Raw genomic sequence first — 20,679 nt, forward strand, 5'->3', positions numbered from 1 at the left:
CCTGACTATTACATGAGTTTTCGATAAAATCTAGCCAGCTAATAAGAATAGGTAAGGTAATAGTATGAATCGTATAGGTGTATTTGGTGCAAACGGCCGTATGGGGCTGGCACTTTTAGAAGCTGTCACAAAAAAAGAAGATGCAACTTTAACGGGCGCGTATGTTCGTGACAACTCGCCACTTTTAGATATTGCCGTTAATCAATTAAACAGTGCCGCAACAGCTGATGTGTCATTTAGTAAAGAGTCAGATGTAAAAGATACTGATGTGCTGATTGATTTTACCTTACCGGCAGGTATGCGTAGTCATTTAAAAACAGCCGTAGAAAAAAATATCGCGATGGTAATTGGTACCACGGGTCTTAATCAAGACGACATTGATGCTTTAAATGACGCAGCAAAGCATATTCCGATTGTTTTTGCGCGCAATTATAGCGTAGGCGTGAATTTACTGCTTAACTTAGTGCAGACTGCGGCTGTGAAGTTTGGCGATGACATGGACATCGAAATATTTGAAGCTCATCATCGTCACAAAATTGATGCACCTTCGGGCACCGCGCTGGCAATTGGAGAAGCAATTGCAGAGGCAAAAGGCTGGCAACACGATGAAGTTGCACGATTTGACAGAAGCAATGACGAACATGCAAAATCGCAAAATGAAATAGGTTATTCGGTCATGAGAGGCGGGGATATAGTAGGTGAACACACCGCATATTTCGCAACTTCTGGCGAAAGGCTAGAATTAACTCATAAAGCAAGTTCAAGAATGACCTTTGCATTAGGAGCTGTAAGAGCTGCGGGCTGGTTGAAAAATAAACCAGCTGGACTTTATGATATGCAAGATGTGCTTGACTTGAAGTAGTTTAGTTTGATTTTTGGCAGTTTCAGCGAGTTTTTAGTTAATAGCGCTTATTTTTACTATTTTATTAATTAAGATTAGATCTACAAGCTAAATTACTGTAGAATAGCGCCAATTTGCCAAAAATTCATAAATGCGTGTTTCCAATCGCTATAAACGGGCAGTAGAGCAAATGACTTTACTCCCGTTTTTTACTGTTAGGAGGTTAACTTGACTAAATCCGCTCTGTTAGTCCTAGAAGACGGCACAGTGTTTCGCGGTACTGCAATCGGCGCTGACGGCATGTCAGTGGGCGAAGTAGTATTCAATACGTCTATGACTGGTTATCAAGAAATTTTGACTGACCCTTCATACGCGGAACAAATCGTAACTTTGACGTACCCACATATCGGTAATACGGGTACTAACAGCGAAGACGAAGAAGCGGGTCAAATCTGGGCTAAAGGCCTAGTGATCCGTGATTTGCCACTGCTAGCAAGTAATTTCCGTAACGAGCAATCGTTAAGTGATTACTTAAAAGAACGCAATATCTTAGGTATTGCAGACATCGACACTCGTAAATTAACACGTATCTTACGTGATAAAGGCGCTCAAAATGGTTGTATCATCGCGGGCGACGAGTTAGATGAGAAAAAAGCGCTTGAAGCTGCGCAAGCCTTCCCAGGCTTAAAAGGCATGGATTTAGCAAAAGTTGTCTCAACCAAGGAAAATTTTGAGTGGCGTGAATCAAGCTGGACATTAGGTTCAGGCTTTAAAACGCTAGAAGCAGCAGACGAGAAGTTCCACGTTGTTGCTTATGACTTCGGTGTTAAACGTAATATCTTACGTATGTTAGTAGACCGCGGTTGTAAATTAACCGTAGTGCCTGCACAAACATCAGCAGAAGACGTATTAGCACTTAACCCAGACGGTATCTTCTTATCAAATGGCCCTGGTGACCCTGAGCCGTGTACATACGCGATTGAAGCAATTAAAACTTTCCTTGAAACAGACACGCCAATTTTTGGTATTTGTTTAGGTCACCAATTACTTGCTCTTGCGTCAGGTGCACAAACAGTAAAAATGAAGTTCGGTCACCATGGTGGTAACCACCCAGTTAAAGATCTTGACCGCAATGTTGTTATGATCACAGCGCAAAACCACGGTTTCGCAGCTGATGAATCAACATTACCAGCGAATTTACGTGCAACGCACGTTTCACTATTCGATGGCACGCTACAAGGTATTCACCGCACAGATAAACCAGCATTTAGCTTCCAAGGTCACCCAGAAGCAAGCCCTGGTCCACACGACGCGGCACCATTATTCGACCACTTCATCGACTTGATGCAAGCACGTTCAAACTAATTTAACCGGAGTAACAATGCCAAAACGTACCGACATAAAAAGCATTCTTATCTTAGGCGCAGGCCCGATTGTAATCGGTCAAGCTTGTGAATTTGACTACTCTGGTGCACAAGCGTGTAAAGCACTACGAGAAGAAGGCTATCGAGTTATTCTTGTAAACTCGAATCCTGCAACTATCATGACTGACCCTGAAATGGCTGATGCGACGTACATCGAACCAATTCACTGGGAAGTGGTAGAGAAAATCATTGAAAAAGAAAAGCCAGATGCAGTACTTCCTACTATGGGTGGTCAAACTGCATTAAACTGTGCACTTGATTTAGATAAGCACGGTGTATTGGCTAAACACGGCGTTGAGTTAATCGGTGCAACTGCTGATGCAATCGATAAAGCTGAAAACCGTGAGCGTTTTGACGCTGCAATGAAAAACATTGGTCTTGAGTGTCCGCGTGCAGAAATCGCTCACTCAATGGAAGAAGCACACGATGTACTAAGCCGCATCGGTTTCCCATGTATCATTCGTCCATCATTCACGATGGGTGGTACCGGTGGTGGTGTTGCATACAACCAAGAAGAATTTGATGAAATTTGTGAGCGTGGTTTAGATTTATCACCAACAAATGAGCTTCTAATCGATGAATCATTAATCGGTTGGAAAGAGTACGAAATGGAAGTTGTTCGTGACAAAAACGACAACTGTATCATCGTATGTTCTATCGAAAACTTTGACCCAATGGGTGTTCATACTGGTGACTCAATTACGGTTGCACCAGCGCAAACGCTAACAGACAAAGAATACCAAATCATGCGTAATGCATCGATGGCGGTACTTCGTGAAATCGGTGTTGAAACAGGTGGTTCAAACGTACAGTTTGGTGTGAATCCAGTCGATGGCCGTATGGTTATCATTGAGATGAACCCTCGTGTATCGCGTTCATCTGCTCTAGCATCAAAAGCAACCGGTTTTCCAATTGCGAAAATCGCTGCAAAACTAGCAGTAGGTTACACCCTTGATGAGCTACAAAACGACATCACTGGCGGTAAAACACCAGCGTCTTTCGAGCCGTCAATTGACTACGTTGTGACTAAGATCCCACGTTTTAACTTCGAAAAATTCGCCGGTTCAAACGACCGTCTTACAACACAGATGAAGTCTGTGGGTGAAGTTATGGCGATTGGTCGTAACCAACAAGAGTCATTACATAAAGCATTACGTGGTCTTGAAGTAGGCGCAACGGGTTTTAACCCAATCGTTGCTCTTGATGACCCGAAAGCGAAAGAAAAAATCATCCGTGAATTACGTGAGCCAGGTGCAGAGCGTATTTGGTATGTAGCAGATGCAATGCGTCACGGTATGAGCGTAGAAGAAGTTTTCGAACTAACTAAGATTGACCCTTGGTACCTAGTGCAAATCGAAGACATCTTAAAAGACGAAGCAACAATCAGCGAAGTTGGTATGGCTGGTTTAAATGCTGAGTTCTTACGTAAGCTTAAGCGTAAAGGTTTCGCTGATGCGCGTATCGCAGAAATTGCCGGTGTCTCTGAAGCAGAAATTCGTAAAAAGCGTCACCAGTTAGATATCGTGCCTGTTTACAAGCGCGTTGATACCTGTGCTGCCGAATTTAGCTCAGACACAGCTTACATGTATTCTACATACGATGAAGAGTGTGAAGCGAACCCATCTGACAAAGATAAAATCATGGTAATCGGTGGTGGCCCTAACCGTATCGGTCAAGGTATTGAATTCGATTACTGCTGTGTTCACGCAGCATTAGCTTTACGTGAAGACGGCTACGAAACAATCATGGTTAACTGTAACCCTGAAACTGTTTCAACTGACTATGATACATCTGATCGCTTATTCTTCGAGCCAATCACGCTAGAAGACGTATTAGAAATCGTACGTGTTGAAAAGCCTAAAGGTGTTATCGTTCAGTACGGTGGTCAAACGCCGCTTAAACTTGCTCGTGCACTTGAAGCCAACGGTGTGCCAGTTATTGGTACTTCACCAGATGCTATCGACCGTGCAGAAGACCGTGAGCGTTTCCAACAATTAGTTGAGCGTTTAAACCTTCTTCAGCCAGAGAATGCAACAGTAACTTCAATGGAAGAAGCGATTGCAAAATCAGCTGAAATCGGTTTCCCACTTGTTGTACGTCCTTCATACGTACTAGGTGGCCGCGCGATGGAAGTGGTATATGATGAAGACGATTTACGTCGTTACATGACTGAAGCAGTATCAGCGTCAAATGAAGCGCCAGTACTACTTGACCATTTCTTAGATAACGCAATCGAAGTTGACGTTGATGCAATCTGTGACGGTGAGCAAGTAATCATCGGTGGTATCATGGAGCACATTGAGCAAGCAGGTGTTCACTCTGGTGACTCAGCATGTTCATTACCAGCGCACTCATTAACAGCTGAAGTTCAAGACGTGATGCGTAAGCAAGTGACTGATATGGCACTTGAGCTTGGCGTAGTAGGTCTAATGAATACACAGTTTGCTGTGAAAGACGGTAAAGTTTACTTAATCGAAGTAAACCCACGTGCTGCACGTACAATACCGTTTGTTTCTAAAGCGACAGGTATCGCGCTTGCTAAAGTAGCGGCACGTTGTATGGCGGGTCAGTCGCTGGCGAGCCAAGGTATTACTAAAGAAGTAATTCCTCCTTACTACAGTGTTAAAGAAGTGGTATTGCCATTTGCTAAGTTCCAAGGTGTTGATCCAATCCGTGGCCCAGAAATGCGCTCAACGGGTGAGGTAATGGGTGTTGGTGAAACTTTCGCCGAAGCATTCGCTAAAGCACAATTAGGTGCAAGCAACACTTTACCACGCGGTGGTCGCGCGTTACTATCGGTACGCAACAGTGACAAGCCACGTATTGTTGAGCTAGCTAAAACCATGACTGACCTTGGTTTTGAGTTAGATGCAACGGGTGGTACTGCTAAAGCCCTTGAAGAAGCAGGTATTGCAGTTCGTCGCGTGAACAAGGTATTCGAAGGCCGCCCTCATATTCTTGATAGAATTAAAAATGGTGAATACAGCTATATTGTAAACACTACTGAAGGTCGCCAAGCGATTGAAGATTCGAAGGTGTTACGTCGTGGTGCATTACAGCACAAGACAAACTACACAACGACACTGAACGCGGCATTTGCTAACTGTACTGCTAACCAAGCAGACGACCGTAGCAGTGTGACGTCAGTTCAGGAATTACACCAGCGAATGAACTAAGGAAATGTGCCAAGGGTGATACATTCACCCTTGGATTAAGTGAGAATAATATGCAATCAATTCCGATGACAGTTCGTGGTGCAGCATTACTGCGCGAAGAACTTAACGAATTAAAAACAGTTACACGCCCAAAAATTATCGCTGATATCGCTGAAGCGCGTGAACATGGTGATTTGAAAGAAAACGCTGAATACCATGCTGCTCGTGAGCAACAAGGTTTCTGCGAAGGCCGTATTCAAGAAATTGAAGCGAAGCTTTCAAATGTGCAAATCATCGATGTAACTAAAATGCCAAAAACTGGCAAGGTTATTTTTGGCACTACAGTGACTATCGTTAATGTTGAAACCGACGCTGAGGTGAAATACCAAATTGTAGGTGATGATGAGGCAGATATCAAAAATAACTTGATCTCTGTTAACTCGCCAATCGCACGAGGTTTAATTGGTAAAGAGGTAGACGATGCCGTTATCATTAAAACACCAAACGGTGAGGTAGAGTACGAAATCATTGAAGTTGAGTATATTTAATAGCTTAACCAAGCATTGATAAAAAACCGCGGTTTACTACCGCGGTTTTTTTATGCCTGTTTACAGGCGTGGATTTATTCGGTACGTTGGGGGCTCGTTAAACGGAATAAAGGAGTAGTAATGGCTAAAATTCAGTATCCTAAGCCAATAGCTAAAGGTGACAAAATAGCCATTTGTGCTTTTTCCTCTGGTGTTGATGAATCATTTCATAAGCGATTAGATATAGTACTTCAAGGTTTAACAGCGAAAGGGTTTACAATCATTGAAGGGGCATGCTTACGTCAAGAGCATAACCCTGCAAAGCAACGTGCAGAAGAATTAATGCAGTTTTTAACTGATGACTCGATTGCAGCGATTATACCGCCATGGGGAGGCGATCTCACCATGGAGATTTTATCATTACTTGACTTTAACGCTATTAATAATGCTAAACCAAAATGGTTGGTTGGCTTTTCAGATATCAGCACCTTTGCATGTGCATTAACGACTCGTTGTGGTTGGGCGACTTTACACGCCGCAAACTTAATGCAAATTCATCCAGATGACACCGATCAGCATTTGCAAGATATATTTAATGCAATGGAACTGAAAGAAAACCAGTGTTTACATCAAGTTGCTTCTCCTTTCTATCAAAAAGAGGCAATTGACTATAAAGCAAATCCAAATGCAAAATTTAATCTAAATGCACCGAGCCAATGGCGCTGTATTAACTATAAGGATAAACGTCAGATTGAAGTTTCTGGACGGCTTATTGGCGGCTGTTTAGACACATTAGGGTTATTATTACCCTCAAATTACTATGCTTTGCATGAATTTAAAAAGCAGTATGCGCCAGAAGGTTTAGTTTTATATTTAGAGAATGCGGAACTTAGCCCGATGGCATTAGCTAGGTGTTTATTGTCTTTAAAGCTAAATGATGTGTTTACTGATGTTAACGCGGTGATATTTGGTCGCAGCCCTGCAATTAATAACGACTGCTACTTTGATGAATACCAAGCAATAGAGCTTGCATTTAAAGGCAATTTGTTCCCGGTTATCGTTGATGCCGATATTGGCCACGTAGCTCCAAATTTAGCACTAATAAATGGTGCTGTTGCCACAATAACAGCAGATTTGTATGAAGGTGTGGCGAGTAATGTCATGGTGAAAACTGACTTAAAATAAATATCACGCCGGTTTTACCGGCGCGATTGAAAGGCTTGTTACACGACTGTAATTACCGCATCTTTATCTAAACGCGATTTTGGTAATGCAGCGTTATAATCTTGCTCAGGCTCGTGATAACCAATTGCGAGTGCTACTTCACAAACATAGCCGCCTAATTCATCTGCAAAAAGCTCACCGAGTAAGTCTTTATCTACGCCTTCCATTGGGGTTGAATCTATACCTAAACGAGCGACAGTATGCATGGTATTACCTAAAGCAATGTAAGTTTGAGCTTTAGTCCAATGTGCGTTAACTCCTTGCTCATCAGTATTTAAATCAACGAAAGCGAATGCGCCAAATGCTTGCTCTTTGTTTTCTGCTTTTGTACGACCATTGGCAATATCAGCATCGATTACCTTTTCATAATCAGCACGTTTATAGCTTGGGTTATAAGCAAATAAAATGGTGTGTGATGCTGTTTTAGCATGTACTTGGTTAAACTGAAACTTATTTGCAAAACTATCATGCAAACGTTGCTTAGCTTGATCTGATTCGATGACTACAAACTTCCATGGTTGAGAATTAATAGACGATGGCGATAAGCGTAATGCTTCTAAAATTACAGCTAAGTCTGCTTGGCTAATGTGCTTTGAAGCGTCGTAACGTTTACTTGTGTAACGGCGTTGTAAGTCAGAAATAATAGGGTGTGTCATGATTTGCTCCCGCATGTATAACAATTAGGTGCAGTTTACGCCTTGCATACTTTGCGATAAAGCGCATAATCGAATAAACATTATCAAAAAATTTTAGTTAATATGCTGGTTGAAGATCTCAAATTAATCCTCAAGGTTGCTGAGTTTCGCAGTATTACAACCGCGGCAGCAAAGTTAGACATGCGAGCCGCTACCGCCAGCGCTGCTATTAAACGTGTTGAAGCCGCTCTTGGTGCAGAGTTGTTTGTTCGTACTACCCGTCATTTGCGTTTATCTGCGGCAGGAGAACGTTTTTTACCTCAGTGTCAGCAAGCTGTGCTCATGCTAGAACAAGCGACACTAGCCTTAAAAGGTGAGCATGATGAAATCGAAGGGGAGCTAAGAGTCGCACTATCGTCAGATTTAGGCCGCAACATTATTATTCCTTGGTTAGATGAGTTACTCGATGAATATCCAAAGTTGAGTATGCGCCCGCATATTAGCGATAGTAATGTCGACTTTTACCGAGACTCCGTTGATTTCGCACTTAGGTATGGCTCGCCATCTGATTCAAACTTATATGGTTTTAAAATTTGTAATGTGCCACGACTGTTATGTGCGACCCCAGAGTACATTGCCGAACATGGCGCGCCAACACATCCTGATGAATTAACCCAGCATCAAGGTTTATTTTATCAACTGCAAGATATCATTAATAATGTCTGGTATTTTACCGATGGAACCGAGCGTTTTAAGGTGAAAATGCAAGGACGTCGAGCATCTAACGATGGTGACTTGGTAAGGCGTTGGTGTGTGGCTGGAAAAGGCCTTGCGGTTAAATCATGTATTGATATCAGTGATGATTTGCTAAGTGGGCGGGTAGTGCCAGTAATGCAAAATTACCCTCACTTATGTGCAGAGCTTTGGCTAATATGCCCAAGCCGTCAGTCAATAACACCCGCAGTTCGTTTAGTTCGTGATATATGCCGAGAAAAAACCAAGGCGATTCTCAATCAACTGATTGAAAAAGGAATTTTAGATAAGCGGGTACTCGATAACTAATTATTATAGGTATAGAATAGCGAGGCTTATTCATATTTATGGCTAAGCAGCATTCTCAGGGCGGGGTGAAATTCCCCACCGGCGGTATACTTTAAATTTAAGTGAGCCCGCGAGCGCTTTAACGTTGGTTAAAGGTCAGCAGATCTGGTGAGAGGCCAGAGCCGAGGTCTTATACCCAAACCACCTCAATATTCGAGGTTCAGTTGGAATTAAAAGCGATTTAGGCAAGGCATTGATTGCTAAGAATGGCTATTCCCTTGTTAAAATCAATAACGCTGAATAAATCGCTTTTAAACCAACCCGAAGGGCGCTTCTCAGGAACTTACTCTCTGTGTTGTTACTTTTTAAAAGGGAGTGCCATTCCTGCAAAGTAACGCCTTGATATTAAGCCCCTGAGAAACGCTGAATTCTGAATATTGAGGTAGTTTGGGTATATTTGGATGAAAGAGAATATAGTTAATCTATAAAACAGTAATTGGCTGCCTGTGGGTGGTCTTTTTTGCTGTGCCTTTCAATGTCCTGAATCTTTTCATATTTAATTTAATAGGTATTAAAAATGATGATTCAGTCTTCTTTACTTAGCCAATTTGGCGAACCACTTGAACGCGTTGAACGTGCTATTGCTGCTTTACAGCAAGGTGAAGGCGTGCTTGTAGTAGATGACGAAAACCGTGAAAACGAAGGTGATTTTGTGTATTCAGCACAGCATCTGACCACAGAGCAAATGGCCATGATGATCCGTGAAGGTAGCGGTATTGTGTGTCTTTGCATGGGCGATGAGCGTGTTAAACAGCTTGATTTACCACAAATGGTTGAGCATAACACTAGTCAGAACAAAACAGCGTATACAGTGACCATTGAAGCTAAAACGGGCGTGACAACCGGCGTTTCAGCAGCAGATCGTGTAACCACCATTAAAGCGGCAACAGCAGACAATGCAAAGCCTGAAGATTTGTCTCGCCCAGGACATGTGTTTGGACTGCGTGCACAAACGGGTGGGGTTTTAGTTCGCCGTGGCCATACCGAGGCATCGGTTGATTTAATGCAGTTAGCGGGCTTAACACCGTTTGGTGTTATTTGCGAATTAACGAATCCAGACGGCTCAATGGCTCGCTTGCCTGAAGTAAGCAAGTTTGCCAGTGAGCACAACATGCCCGTTGTATCGATTGAAGATTTAGTTGCCTATATCCAAGCAACGCAAAAACAGGCTTGTTAAAAGCGTTAAGTTTTGAGCTATAAGTTGTAAGTTAAATGAGGCTACCTTGGTAGCTTCATTTTTATATTAACCGGTACAAAATTTCATTACGCATGGCTTGATTGATAAGACTTACCACCTAGCGGTAAATCCTCGATTATCTATGTGAACAAAACCACCGTGATGGGAGGCGGGTTTATAGCGGCCAATTCCGCCATTATAGCGGCTCTGTTTTTGAAATTTTTCGAACACTTTATAAAGTACATCAACATCAGCAATCGTTAGTTTTCCATCGCCATTTAAATCGTCCATTCGGCCATCGCCATTCTCATCTATATATAAGTCAAAGGCATCACCATATTGGTGTCGGCTGTGTTTGCCATTACCAATAGAGCGGTTGTAGTGGGGAGTTCGATAGCCACTAATAAAGGCAAATTTGCTGACTTTAATCCCTTCACTTTGTACAAACGTGAGTAACTCTTCTAGCATCATCAAGCCGTCGTTATTTATATATAAATATTTTGGAAAGCCACTCACTTGCTTACAAATTACATTTTTAACTTGCACATGAGGAGTCAGCTGACGTGATAAGTCTTTTTCAAAAATTTCGATAAATCCGTTTGGCGCAGTGTACTGTGGGTAATTTTTATAAGGGGCAGGGTATAGCCCTATTTGGTAATTATTCAATTGTTTATTGTCTGAATTGAAAGGTTTTTTCACGATAATGAGCAAGTGTTTAGTGACTTTACCATTACTCAGTACTAGGTTGTAAAAACCCGCATTGTTGGGCGCATTTATGGCAATGCTGGTTGGTCCTAGTCGTGCTGTTTCAACATCTGAAACAGCAGTAGGAGTAAAATCAGCCGTGTTATCTAGAGTCAGAACTTGGTTTGCATCTAAAATTAAACTATGTAACGTGTCACTTAGCTCAATGGCTAGAGTCCGCTGGGCATTGATAACGAAAAATAGATAAAAAATAACACGGCTTAATTTCATAATTTTCCTTAAATTGAATTACTAGCTAATGGCGTAGTTAACTTTTTTAATAGTTCTGCATCGCGGTTATAAACATCGCTATAAAAATGAAGACCTTCCTGATCGTTCCCTGAGACAGTCCAGTACATTAATAGCACGTCTAATGGTTTAGATAAGCTAACTTTTTTAGTTTCTTTTGCGGCAATAGTGTCATCAATGTCACTGCGAGACCAATTATCTGAGGTTCCTAAGATTTTTTCAGCTAAGGTGAAAGGATCATCGACTCTTACACAACCATGACTAAATGCACGTTGGTCTTGCTGAAATAGGCTTTTTGCTGGAGTATCGTGCAAATAAATTGAGTATTTATTGGGAAACATAAATTTAATTTGGCCTAGCGAGTTATTCTCTGATGGTTGTTGTACAAACCAGTACGGAAAGTTCTTCCGGCTTGCATTTGCCCAATCAATACTCTCACTATCAACTGGGTTACGACGGCTATCAACCACAACAAAGTCTTTTTCATTTAGGTAGTTAGGATTTTCTTTCATTTTTTTGATAATGCCACCTGAAATACTACGTGGAACAGTCCAAGTTGGGTTCATCACGATATAACTCATTTGACCTTTAAAAATAGGCGTTTTTGTGTAATTTCGACCTACTACTACATTGGTTTGCCATTTAAGCTTGTTATCTTCAAATAAATACAACTTATAACCAGCAATATTTACGATCAAAAAACGTTCTGTGAGCGTATTATCAACCCAGCGAATGCGTTCTAAATTAACTAAAATATCATTCACATATTCGCTGTAGTCCTTATTGAGAAGTTTTAAAGTTGCACCGCCAATAATACCATCGTCATCAACTTGATGAGCGTATTGAAATTTTTTGACAGCATTAACAAGTTCATCATCATACTCGTGAGCATCAGATAGGTTACCAGTATAATAATTTAAGCGATGTAGTTTTTGTTTTAAGAGCGGCACTGCTGGGTCTGTTTGACCCGGTTTAAGTGCTTTACTTTGCAAGGAAATTGCAGGTAGCTCACCTTTTGCATCAAGCTCTCGGTAAAATACTAGCGCTTTCTTTAACCTTTGATAATGGGGTAATACGGGCTTAAGGTTGTTTAATCCTTTATCAAGACTCTTAGATTTGACATGTTTGAGTAAAGAAGCTGCTGCAGCATCAGGGCTGACATCAAATTGTTCATAGTTCCATGTAGATGCTAGCTGTTTTGGGTTAACTTTACCGCGGATCAAATGTTTCGCATAGGTCATAATTGCGTCAGTCATTAGTACGTCAAACTGTGCCTCGGCTGCATCAGTGCCACGTTTATCGACTTCATCTATAAGTGCCAGTAATGTATCAAAGTGATAATCGTTGGGTGAAAGACCTTCAAGTTCTGACTGTGCGATTAAGTTGAGTACTTGCTTTGCATATTTAATGTCAGCCCAAACTTGCTCAAAGCCATTTGCCTTGTATGTGGCAATGGTCATTTCAGGGGAGTGGATCTGCTGTTCTTCAATGGTGTGTGATTCACCAATGAGAATAGGTTCAAGCTGTTGTTGCAAGTATTGGTTTTCGGCTAATACAGGTGTGCCTAATAAAAAACAACTAACCAAAGCCGTTTGACGAAAAAATTTCATAGCTATGTCCTTATAACGTATTAGGTTTGAGTCAGAGACTCATTTATTAAATGCTAATTTAAGCTTAGCAAAGCAATACAAAATATAGGAACAAATTTACTTATTTTTTAGTAATAGTAATCCGTATTAATATTAAAAACAGAACACTTTACCTAGTGAGTAGATATAATACCAAGCAGTAATTCTTAGTCATTTTGATGAATTAAATCTATCGCTAAAAATTACTTATTACGACAGCATGAATACCAGAGCAATAGCAATGCAAGAACAACTCAATAACAAAGTTTTTGCTTTGTAATCAACGAGGTTTTATTGTTTCAAAATAGACCTGTTAATTAAGTGAATAGATATAAAAACGCTTGGCAAACTACTTTGCCAAGCGTTAGGTTGGGATAGTGGAATATTATTAGTTACTACTTGTCTGTAACTCTGATTCAGTTGGTGTTTTTTTACCTTTCAGTTTACTTATTAGGCGTTTAAAGTCCTCAAGTGCAACGTACTGACATGGAATTAATATCAGTGTAATAACGGTCGCAAATAACACACCAAAAGCAAGTGAAACCGCCATTGGAATAACTATTTTAGCCTGTAAGCTTGTTTCCATAATGATTGGTAATACACCAATGAATGTGGTGATTGAGGTTAATAAAATAGCTCTAAAACGTCGGCCACCAGCCTGCATGACAGCCTCTTTAATTGCTACACCTTCAGCGCGAGCTTTATTAACAAAGTCGACCATTACTAGCGAGTCATTCACTACAACCCCGGCAACTGCGATGATACCGAATACCGATAGGCTACTCATCGTCATACCTAAGATCATGTGACCGAACATCGCACCAATTACGCCAAATGGAATAACCGACATAATAATGAATGGTTGCGAGTATGAGCGTAGTGGAATTGCAAGTAACGCAAAGATAATCATCATTGATAAAGCAAAATCACGTACTTGCTCTGCGACACTGTCCATTTCTTCTTGAATACGGCCAGCTACATTACTTTCTACACCTGGGTAACTTTTCAATAGGCTAGGTAAGTAGTCGTCACGAATTTCTTTAGCAATGGCAAACGGCTCTGCTTGGTCAGTATTTACCGCAGCCCATACGTTTACGGTACGTTTAGCATTTTCACGGCGAATGCGGTTTACGCCATCAACAATATTAACCTTAGCGACTTCAGCAAGCGGCACCTCTACGCCCGTGGGTGTAATGATACGTGCATCTGTAATGTCACTTACTGCATCACGAGATTCACGAGGGTAGCGGATCATTACTTTAATTTCTTCACCATCACGTAAAATACGTTGTGCTTCAAGGCCGTAGTAACTAAAGCTGACTTGTGATGCCACATCCGATAGCGTTAAGCCTAAGCTGTAAGCAAGCGGTTTAAGTTCAAGTTGTACTTCATCGGTTGCTGATTGTAGTGAGTCATTAACATCACCCACACCTTCCATGCTATTTAATTTCTCTTTTAACTTAGCCGCAACCTCTTTTAGCTTGTTGATATCTTTGCCTTCAAGGCGGAAGCTCACATCGCCGTCATCACGACCTCCGTTCATGATACTATCTTCAATATTAAGTGTTTTCACCCCCGGTAATGGTGGCATTTGTTCGCGCCACATAGCACTTAATTGGAATGTATCAATAGGGCGTAAATCGGGTTCAACTAAAATTGCCATGATACGAGCACTTGTACGACCGCGTAAACTAACCGATAAGTCGCGGATCATCGCTTGACCATATTGCTCTTCAAGTTGTTTATCGACATCTAAAATCAGCTTTTCAATTGTTTGTGCTGTTTCAAGAGTTGCTTGCTCAGATGACGATAAATTCATTTCAACAGAGATACGAGGGAAATCATGCGGAATTTTAGGGTTCGCAACAAATTTCACTAAACCACCCGCAAACATACCGCCACTGACAATAAGTACACAGATAAAACCAACAATCACTGTGTAGCGATAGTGAATACAGCGACCAATAAATGGAGTGTAGTAATTATCAACAAAGTTTTTCAGGCCTTTATCCATACCTAAGCGTAAACGTTGTAACGGGTTTTTAGGATTCGCAGGTTTATTTTTCATAGCCGCTAAGTGAGCCGGTAAAATTAGTTTTGACTCAATCAATGAGAAAATTAAGCAAAGGATAATTACACCACCAATGGCTTTAGAAAACGCAGAGCCAGGGCCTGATGCCAATGTTTGCGGTAAGAATGCGGCAATTGTGGTTAACACCCCAAAGGTTGCTGGAATAGCAACGCGTTTTACGCCGCGTACTACGTTATCGAGACTGTGACCGTGTTTTTCAATTTCAGCACTGGCTGACTCACCAACCACGATGGCGTCATCAACCACAATCCCAAGCACCAGTATAAATGCGAATAAAGAAGCTAAGTTAACAGTGATGTCTATAAAGCCCAGAGGCATCATTAAAAATGCACCTAGGAATGACACAGGTAAACCCATCATGACCCAAAATGCTAAGCGCAGTGGCAAGAATAGGGCAAGTACCACCATTACTAAAATACCACCCCACACCATGTTGTCGATCATCATGTTTAGACGACCTTCAAGGTAGTAAGTTAAATCAACAATCGGTGATAGTTTTACACCAGCAGGAAGCTGTGGCGCTTTATCTGCAAGGTATTTTTTTAATACCGCAGCAACTTTAGTGATATCTTGATCTTTTGATGCATTTACTTCAAAAGTCAGTGAGTTTTTACCGTTGTACTTAGAGTATTGTAAGCCTTCTTCAAAGCCATCGTTAATTGTTGCTACATCACCTAATAACACCTGTGCGCCATCAGGTAGGTGTAATAAAGGCAGATTTTCGAACTCTTTACCACGATAAGCTTGGTTTTCGACACGCATCGAAATGTAGCCATTTTCAGAGCGAATTTGACCCGCTGACATATTGGCAGAGAAGCTACGCACGGCTGTGGCAATATCACGGAAAGTTAAACCATACTCACGTAGTTTATCTGGGCTGATTTCAATGCCAATTTCGTAGTTTAAGCCACTGTAAAAGTTGACCAAGTTTATTTGTGGTAAAGCTTGTAGCTCATCTTTTATGTCGTTACCAAGCTCTTTGAGCTGGTAGTTACTCATATCGCCATACAAAGCGAGTATCATGACTTCTTGCTCAAACTTTTCGCGGCGAACAATAGGGCGTTCCATCTCAGCAGGGAAGGTATTGATTGAATCAACCTGCATCTTGATTTCGTCGAGTACTTCTTGCGGGTCGTACTTTTCTTCGATTTCTATCCAAGCTTGTGAAAAGCCACGGTTTGAATAAGTAATTAAACGTTTAATGCCTTCGAGGCCCTCTAAAGACTCTTCGACCTTAATGGTTATGCCTTCTTCTACCTCTTGTGGCGCAGCCCCAGGGTAAACAGCTTGAATACTGATCCAGTTACTTTCAAACTGTGGGAACATTTGCTTACGCACCGACATTGCTGTCAATAAGCCGCCCACTAAAATGAAGATCATAAGTAGGTTTGCAGCAACTGGGTTGCGAGCAAACCAGGCAATAAGCCCTTTTTCTCTGTGCGTGGTCATGGCTTATTCCTCTTTTAACGCTAACTGCGTTGTTGGCACACTTAGTTTTGCATTATCTAGCTTGACTGCCATGCCTTCAGTTGGGTATTCAAGAGCAGAGGTAATAAGTTGTTCACCATTAGCAAGGCCATTATCGGCGATTACCATGCCATTTTGTTCGCGCACTATGTTAAGTGTTTTAAAAGTAAGGGTTTCTCCATCTTGTAAAACGGCTACTTTATTATCTTTAACTAAGTGATGCGGAACAACAATTGCGTTGTCTAATGCACGGCCTTCAATGGTGGCATTAATGTACGAGCCAAAACGCAGAGGTTGCTTTTGCTCATAAGGCGTTGCTACTTGTGCTACTAGGTAATTCATACGGCTGCGTTGGTCAACAACCCCTTCGCTACGAACAATAGTCGCTTGCCACGTTGTTTGTTTACCTGCAAATTCAGCGTTAATTGATACGTTAGCACCAATACCTTGATTGTTTAGGTATTGTAGGTCTTTATCTGCAACAGGTAAGCGAATTTCAGCCAGTGATGTTGAGCTTAGGCTACCAAAGCTATTGCCTGGGTTTACTACACTGCCTAAACTAATTAGTCGCTCGTCAATAATCGCATCGTATGGCGCTTTAATGTAAGTGCGCTCTAGGTTGCGTTTGGCGCGTTTAACACTGGCTTGTGCTGCACGGTAGTTTGCAAGTTTTTCCGCAAGTTGAGGTTTACGTAAATAAAGCTCAGAAGGGATAACTTGGTTTGAGTCACCTTTGATGCGGTCCCACTCAGCTTGTGCAACAGAGACTTGTGCGCGTTCAATTTCAAGAGCAGAGCTTGCTTGCGCTAGACCTGCTTCTGCTTCAATGAGTGCCGCTTCGTAATCATTTGGGTCAATACGTGCTAGAATGTCGCCTTGCTTAACAAATCCACCTTGTACAAATTGATCTGATAACGACACAACCTGACCACTCACTTGCGCAACAAGTTCAGTTTGGTTTTTAGGTTTAACAATACCGTATGATTTTACATCGAGTGTTACAGCATCAAAACTTAAAGGTTTAATTGATACAAGCGGACGCGTATCTTGTTCTGGTTTTTCTGCTGGCGGCTGCTTCATTGAAGCAAATGCGAATGCCATTCCTAGTCCGCCGACTAATACGGCGATTGGGAGAATGATTTGTTTTTTACTAGCCACGGGATAGTCCCTCACGGTTGACGGTAATTAAAAATAAATTTGATAGGCTAAGCATACGCAATAAAGTGTTTACAAGGCGTTTGAAGATGTAACAAACCATTACACATATTACAAAGGCGCTACAAAGGTTCTATAAGAGGTACTCGATGAAAGATAAAATGGCATGTAGATTAGGCTGTGGCGCCTGTTGTATTGCACCCAGTATTAGCTCACCGATCCCAGGAATGCCCAACGGGAAAGCCGCGGGAGAGCGCTGTATTCAACTTGATGATAATAACTTATGTAAATTATTTGGTGATGAATCAAGGCCTAAGGTGTGTAGTGACTTTTCTGCCACTATTGATGTGTGTGGCACCACTAACGAACAAGCACTTTATTTGATTACCGAGCTTGAGCAGATGACCTAAAAATTAAACTCTTAACACTTTTTAACGGTTGCTGGGATCAGTTGTGTTTTTTAGCCAAAGTTTTCGTCAAGGCATTTAAATAGTTTCAGCTAGGATGTTGTTTTAAGAATCACAGAAATGGATGCGACACAACAATGCCAGTCAATTGACTGGCATTGTTGTTTTTGCTTACCACGTATAGGTAGCACTTAGCGTATATTGTTCGCCGCGGCCTGGGGTACCCGGTACTTCTTCGAATGATTCATCCCAAATATTGTCAGCTGCAAAGGTAACAAACACATTATCAAGCTGGGCAGGTGTGAATTTTATCGTTAACTGTGTAAAGAAGGCTTCATCATCAGAGCTACGTAGGCGGTTACTGTGTTGTTTACGCCATTCGTTATCGATACGTAGCTCAAGCACATCCATTGGCTGCCATACTGCGCCCAGTGTTACACGGTGATCAGGGTAGTTAAGCGCATAAAAGCTCGCATCAATATCTGCCGTGCCATAGTCTTCTGATTTTTCTAAATAGGTGTAGCTGGCAATCAACTCAGCGCTTTCGAACGATTTATTCGCTAAAAACTCAACGCCTAAGGTGTCTATATCAACCGGGTTTGCAAAACGAGCTGAGGTTGCATCAAAGCGATATGTCCAATCGGTAAGGTTTTTATCTTTGCGGTAGAAAATAGCTGAATCTAAACGCCACGAAGACTGTTCAATCAGTAAACCTAGTTCAAGGTTATCGGTGGTTTCGCGCTCAAGGCTGTAGTTACTTCTGAATAATCCGCCCGTTTCACTGCCGCCAATTGCTGTATAACCAGGAACTTGTGTTGCTTCGGCGTATGATGCATACCAGGTATGTTCACTGCCATTTTGATGAGCTACTTTCAGACTTGCATCGGCAATAAATGAGGTAGCTGAGCTATCACGGTTTGTATCATCAAATGCAGCACCAACACGTACAGTAAGCTCTTTGTTCGCTGCAAGGGCCGCCTTGTACTCAGGTAAGATACTTAGCTTAGTGTAATTGCGTGACGTAAAGTTGTTTTCAAGAGACGTTGATTCAATTTCATCAGCAATAAATTGGCCAGCATAATTAATAGCATAGCGGTTATTTAAGCGGTGACGCCCTGAGAGTGCCAATGACTTAACCGTGGTTTCGTGAAACGCTTCAAAAATAGCTGGGTTTTCACGAGATAATACATAATGGTCGTTATGTTTGCGATAATAACCAGTCACTTCAAGGCTATTGCCCTTACCATAAATTTGCTTGTGATTGAGCATGAAAAGCTTGGTTTCAAGATCTTCGGTTTCGTTAAAATTAAATGGTGTGTAAAGGTTTGGCCAACCAAAAAACTTCTCTTGGCGTCCAAACATAAAACCAGTTTGCGAGGTAGAGCTTGCAAGTTGAATACGCGCTGAGGCACGTTCAAAGTCGTGGTCGCCATTCTCAATTGAGCCATCGCTTTTTGAGTGCGAGTATTCACCCTCAAAACCTAATCGCCAATCTGGTTTACTATCCAGCTTTTGGCTATGGGCAGCATGAATGCTTTGTAAATTAAAGCCATTCGTACCTGTGCCAAGTGAAACGCTGCCAGTGCTTGTGATAGGGCGCCAGCCAAATGAAACCGTACCAACTGAGCTATTCATACCGTAAAGAGCATTATCAGCACCAGTAAGCACTGAAGGGCCTGTTAGCATTTGTGGTGCAATCGGAATTTCAGCAAAGTAGTGACCAGATTGAGGGTCGAATAACGTACTGCTACCAACACGAAAGCCGGTATTTTCAAAGATACCACCACGAATGGTTACATCAGCTTGTGCTTCAGCCATATTACGTGATTGCAAATCGACACGCGGGTCATACTCTAAATTTGATACCGGCGCATCAAAAGTACCAACAGGCTCTTTATTTGCGGTTGCTGAAACTTCAACGGTGATTTGTTCAATGTTGTTGGTGTCTTCTGCTAGCACTGAGCAAGTGACGAATAAAGCGGGAAGTGTAAGCTGTACTGCGCGTACCATCTAAAACTCTCTTGATTATTTTGTTTAATCTGGGGTAGTGGGCTAGTTAGGCGCACTGAAAATTGCGGGTATTGTATCTGAATCACTGAGTTATACCACTCCAACCAGATTTCAATAGGCAATAAAAAACCGCGCTAATTGCGCGGTCTTTTTACTAAAACAGTGTTTAGTTTTGATTAATTGATTGCGGTGGGAAGTTACTTAGAATGTTAGCAACGGTTTCATTGATAACTTCAGTGCGCTTTTCAGGTGATTGATTCTTTTGCAAACGACCTTCTTTAGCGCCACGCCAAACTAACTGGTTAGAAGCGCGGTCAACTACGTCTAAAATTAATGTACCCACTTCGTATTCGCGAGTCGTTGTTTGCGTGTTATAACCCATGCCCCAGTAATTCCAGCGTGCACCGTAACCTACGTTGAAGGTATCTACATCAATTTTTGTATCAACTGATGCATGATAGTTAATCAGTACATCTGCTTGTGCCATATCAACAAGCTTCATACCGCTTTTTTCAAGTTCAGCATTAACGGCTTCACGAACACGTTTTTCCATTAAAGGGCTAATTTGGTAGTTCGCTACGTTTTTAGTTAAGCTCGCATTAGGTACCCAAGAGAAGGTTTTATAATTACTAAAATCTGCTGATTTGTCGTAATCCCAGTCAGGCGTTTTAGCACAGGCCGCTAAAAATAATACAGCCGTCGCGATTAATAAGTTCTTCATATTGTTTGCTCCTTGGCAAATTTCCACTACTTGATTGATAACATAACATAAAAATAATTCAACGGAATGATTATTTAAAAACTATGGCACATTTACAAAAAAGTACTGTAATAGTTTGTAAT

General features: G+C 41.6%; 15 protein-coding genes and 1 riboswitch. Of the genes, 8 read left to right on the forward strand and 7 right to left on the reverse strand.

Features of this window, described 5'->3' with window-relative positions; translation table 11 throughout:
• The first annotated feature begins 64 nt into the window (after window positions 1-64).
• From dapB to L1264_RS19540, 5 genes are all read left to right on the forward strand, one after another.
• Window positions 65-862, forward strand: a complete 798-nt coding sequence (gene dapB / locus L1264_RS19520) for a 4-hydroxy-tetrahydrodipicolinate reductase (RefSeq protein ID WP_199527680.1) — start codon at window positions 65-67, stop codon at window positions 860-862.
• A 207-nt stretch (window positions 863-1,069) separates the two neighbouring features.
• Window positions 1,070-2,206: a glutamine-hydrolyzing carbamoyl-phosphate synthase small subunit gene (gene carA / locus L1264_RS19525; protein WP_199527681.1), complete on the forward strand. Its 1,137-nt coding sequence runs from the start codon at window positions 1,070-1,072 to the stop codon at window positions 2,204-2,206.
• 16 nt (window positions 2,207-2,222) lie between these two features.
• Window positions 2,223-5,441, forward strand: coding sequence for a carbamoyl-phosphate synthase large subunit (gene carB, locus L1264_RS19530; protein WP_199527682.1), 3,219 nt, complete (start codon window positions 2,223-2,225; stop codon window positions 5,439-5,441).
• A 50-nt stretch (window positions 5,442-5,491) separates the two neighbouring features.
• Window positions 5,492-5,968, forward strand: coding sequence for a transcription elongation factor GreA (greA, locus tag L1264_RS19535; protein WP_135924257.1), 477 nt, complete (start codon window positions 5,492-5,494; stop codon window positions 5,966-5,968).
• Window positions 5,969-6,088: 120 nt separating this feature from the next.
• Window positions 6,089-7,132, forward strand: coding sequence for a S66 family peptidase (locus L1264_RS19540; protein WP_199527683.1), 1,044 nt, complete (start codon window positions 6,089-6,091; stop codon window positions 7,130-7,132).
• Between the two features lie 38 nt (window positions 7,133-7,170).
• Here L1264_RS19540 and L1264_RS19545 read toward each other — a convergent pair whose 3' ends face one another.
• Entirely contained in the window at window positions 7,171-7,827 is a 657-nt protein-coding gene (locus L1264_RS19545; protein ID WP_199527684.1) for a nitroreductase family protein, read from the reverse strand.
• Window positions 7,828-7,929: 102 nt separating this feature from the next.
• Between L1264_RS19545 and L1264_RS19550 the strand changes: the two genes are divergently transcribed.
• Together L1264_RS19550 and ribB are read left to right on the forward strand one after the other, a co-directional pair.
• Window positions 7,930-8,868: a LysR family transcriptional regulator gene (locus L1264_RS19550; protein ID WP_199527685.1), complete on the forward strand. Its 939-nt coding sequence runs from the start codon at window positions 7,930-7,932 to the stop codon at window positions 8,866-8,868.
• A 47-nt stretch (window positions 8,869-8,915) separates the two neighbouring features.
• A riboswitch (FMN riboswitch) is annotated at window positions 8,916-9,072 on the forward strand.
• A gap of 358 nt (window positions 9,073-9,430) precedes the next feature.
• Window positions 9,431-10,084: a 3,4-dihydroxy-2-butanone-4-phosphate synthase gene (ribB, locus tag L1264_RS19555; protein ID WP_105180530.1), complete on the forward strand. Its 654-nt coding sequence runs from the start codon at window positions 9,431-9,433 to the stop codon at window positions 10,082-10,084.
• 111 nt (window positions 10,085-10,195) lie between these two features.
• Here the strand turns inward: ribB and L1264_RS19560 are convergent, their stop codons facing one another.
• The 4 genes from L1264_RS19560 to L1264_RS19575 all read right to left on the reverse strand — a co-directional run bounded on the left by L1264_RS19560 (window position 10,196) and on the right by L1264_RS19575 (window position 17,422).
• Window positions 10,196-11,059, reverse strand: coding sequence for a D-Ala-D-Ala carboxypeptidase family metallohydrolase (locus tag L1264_RS19560; RefSeq protein ID WP_199527686.1), 864 nt, complete (start codon window positions 11,057-11,059; stop codon window positions 10,196-10,198).
• A gap of 8 nt (window positions 11,060-11,067) precedes the next feature.
• Window positions 11,068-12,687, reverse strand: a complete 1,620-nt coding sequence (locus tag L1264_RS19565) for a L,D-transpeptidase family protein (protein WP_235404430.1) — start codon at window positions 12,685-12,687, stop codon at window positions 11,068-11,070.
• A gap of 406 nt (window positions 12,688-13,093) precedes the next feature.
• Window positions 13,094-16,246, reverse strand: coding sequence for an efflux RND transporter permease subunit (locus L1264_RS19570; RefSeq protein WP_199527688.1), 3,153 nt, complete (start codon window positions 16,244-16,246; stop codon window positions 13,094-13,096).
• A gap of 3 nt (window positions 16,247-16,249) precedes the next feature.
• Window positions 16,250-17,422: an efflux RND transporter periplasmic adaptor subunit gene (locus L1264_RS19575; RefSeq protein WP_199527689.1), complete on the reverse strand. Its 1,173-nt coding sequence runs from the start codon at window positions 17,420-17,422 to the stop codon at window positions 16,250-16,252.
• A 158-nt stretch (window positions 17,423-17,580) separates the two neighbouring features.
• Here L1264_RS19575 and L1264_RS19580 point away from each other — a divergent pair, with 158 nt between their 5' ends.
• Window positions 17,581-17,829, forward strand: a complete 249-nt coding sequence (locus tag L1264_RS19580; protein ID WP_054562006.1) for a YkgJ family cysteine cluster protein — start codon at window positions 17,581-17,583, stop codon at window positions 17,827-17,829.
• A gap of 168 nt (window positions 17,830-17,997) precedes the next feature.
• Here the strand turns inward: L1264_RS19580 and L1264_RS19585 are convergent, their stop codons facing one another.
• Together L1264_RS19585 and L1264_RS19590 are read right to left on the reverse strand one after the other, a co-directional pair.
• Window positions 17,998-19,836, reverse strand: coding sequence for a TonB-dependent receptor plug domain-containing protein (locus L1264_RS19585; protein ID WP_199527691.1), 1,839 nt, complete (start codon window positions 19,834-19,836; stop codon window positions 17,998-18,000).
• A gap of 166 nt (window positions 19,837-20,002) precedes the next feature.
• Entirely contained in the window at window positions 20,003-20,557 is a 555-nt protein-coding gene (locus L1264_RS19590; RefSeq protein WP_135924267.1) for a DUF4136 domain-containing protein, read from the reverse strand.
• Between the last annotated feature and the right edge of the window lie 122 nt (window positions 20,558-20,679).

This window comes from Pseudoalteromonas sp. APAL1 (assembly GCF_021532475.1).
In the GTDB taxonomy this organism is placed as follows: domain Bacteria; phylum Pseudomonadota; class Gammaproteobacteria; order Enterobacterales; family Alteromonadaceae; genus Pseudoalteromonas; species Pseudoalteromonas lipolytica_C.

What these genes read in the sequence shown, in the direction of transcription:
- L1264_RS19545 (WP_199527684.1), bottom strand. Translation starts at nt 7,827, where the DNA reads ATGACACACCCTATTATTTCTGACTTACAACGCCGTTACACAAGTAAA.
- L1264_RS19585 (WP_199527691.1), bottom strand. Translation starts at nt 19,836, where the DNA reads ATGGTACGCGCAGTACAGCTTACACTTCCCGCTTTATTCGTCACTTGC.
- L1264_RS19550 (WP_199527685.1), top strand. Translation starts at nt 7,930, where the DNA reads ATGCTGGTTGAAGATCTCAAATTAATCCTCAAGGTTGCTGAGTTTCGC.
- L1264_RS19580 (WP_054562006.1), top strand. Translation starts at nt 17,581, where the DNA reads ATGGCATGTAGATTAGGCTGTGGCGCCTGTTGTATTGCACCCAGTATT.
- greA (WP_135924257.1), top strand. Translation starts at nt 5,492, where the DNA reads ATGCAATCAATTCCGATGACAGTTCGTGGTGCAGCATTACTGCGCGAA.
- carB (WP_199527682.1), top strand. Translation starts at nt 2,223, where the DNA reads ATGCCAAAACGTACCGACATAAAAAGCATTCTTATCTTAGGCGCAGGC.
- L1264_RS19560 (WP_199527686.1), bottom strand. Translation starts at nt 11,059, where the DNA reads ATGAAATTAAGCCGTGTTATTTTTTATCTATTTTTCGTTATCAATGCC.
- L1264_RS19540 (WP_199527683.1), top strand. Translation starts at nt 6,089, where the DNA reads ATGGCTAAAATTCAGTATCCTAAGCCAATAGCTAAAGGTGACAAAATA.
- L1264_RS19570 (WP_199527688.1), bottom strand. Translation starts at nt 16,246, where the DNA reads ATGACCACGCACAGAGAAAAAGGGCTTATTGCCTGGTTTGCTCGCAAC.
- L1264_RS19590 (WP_135924267.1), bottom strand. Translation starts at nt 20,557, where the DNA reads ATGAAGAACTTATTAATCGCGACGGCTGTATTATTTTTAGCGGCCTGT.
- L1264_RS19565 (WP_235404430.1), bottom strand. Translation starts at nt 12,687, where the DNA reads ATGAAATTTTTTCGTCAAACGGCTTTGGTTAGTTGTTTTTTATTAGGC.
- dapB (WP_199527680.1), top strand. Translation starts at nt 65, where the DNA reads ATGAATCGTATAGGTGTATTTGGTGCAAACGGCCGTATGGGGCTGGCA.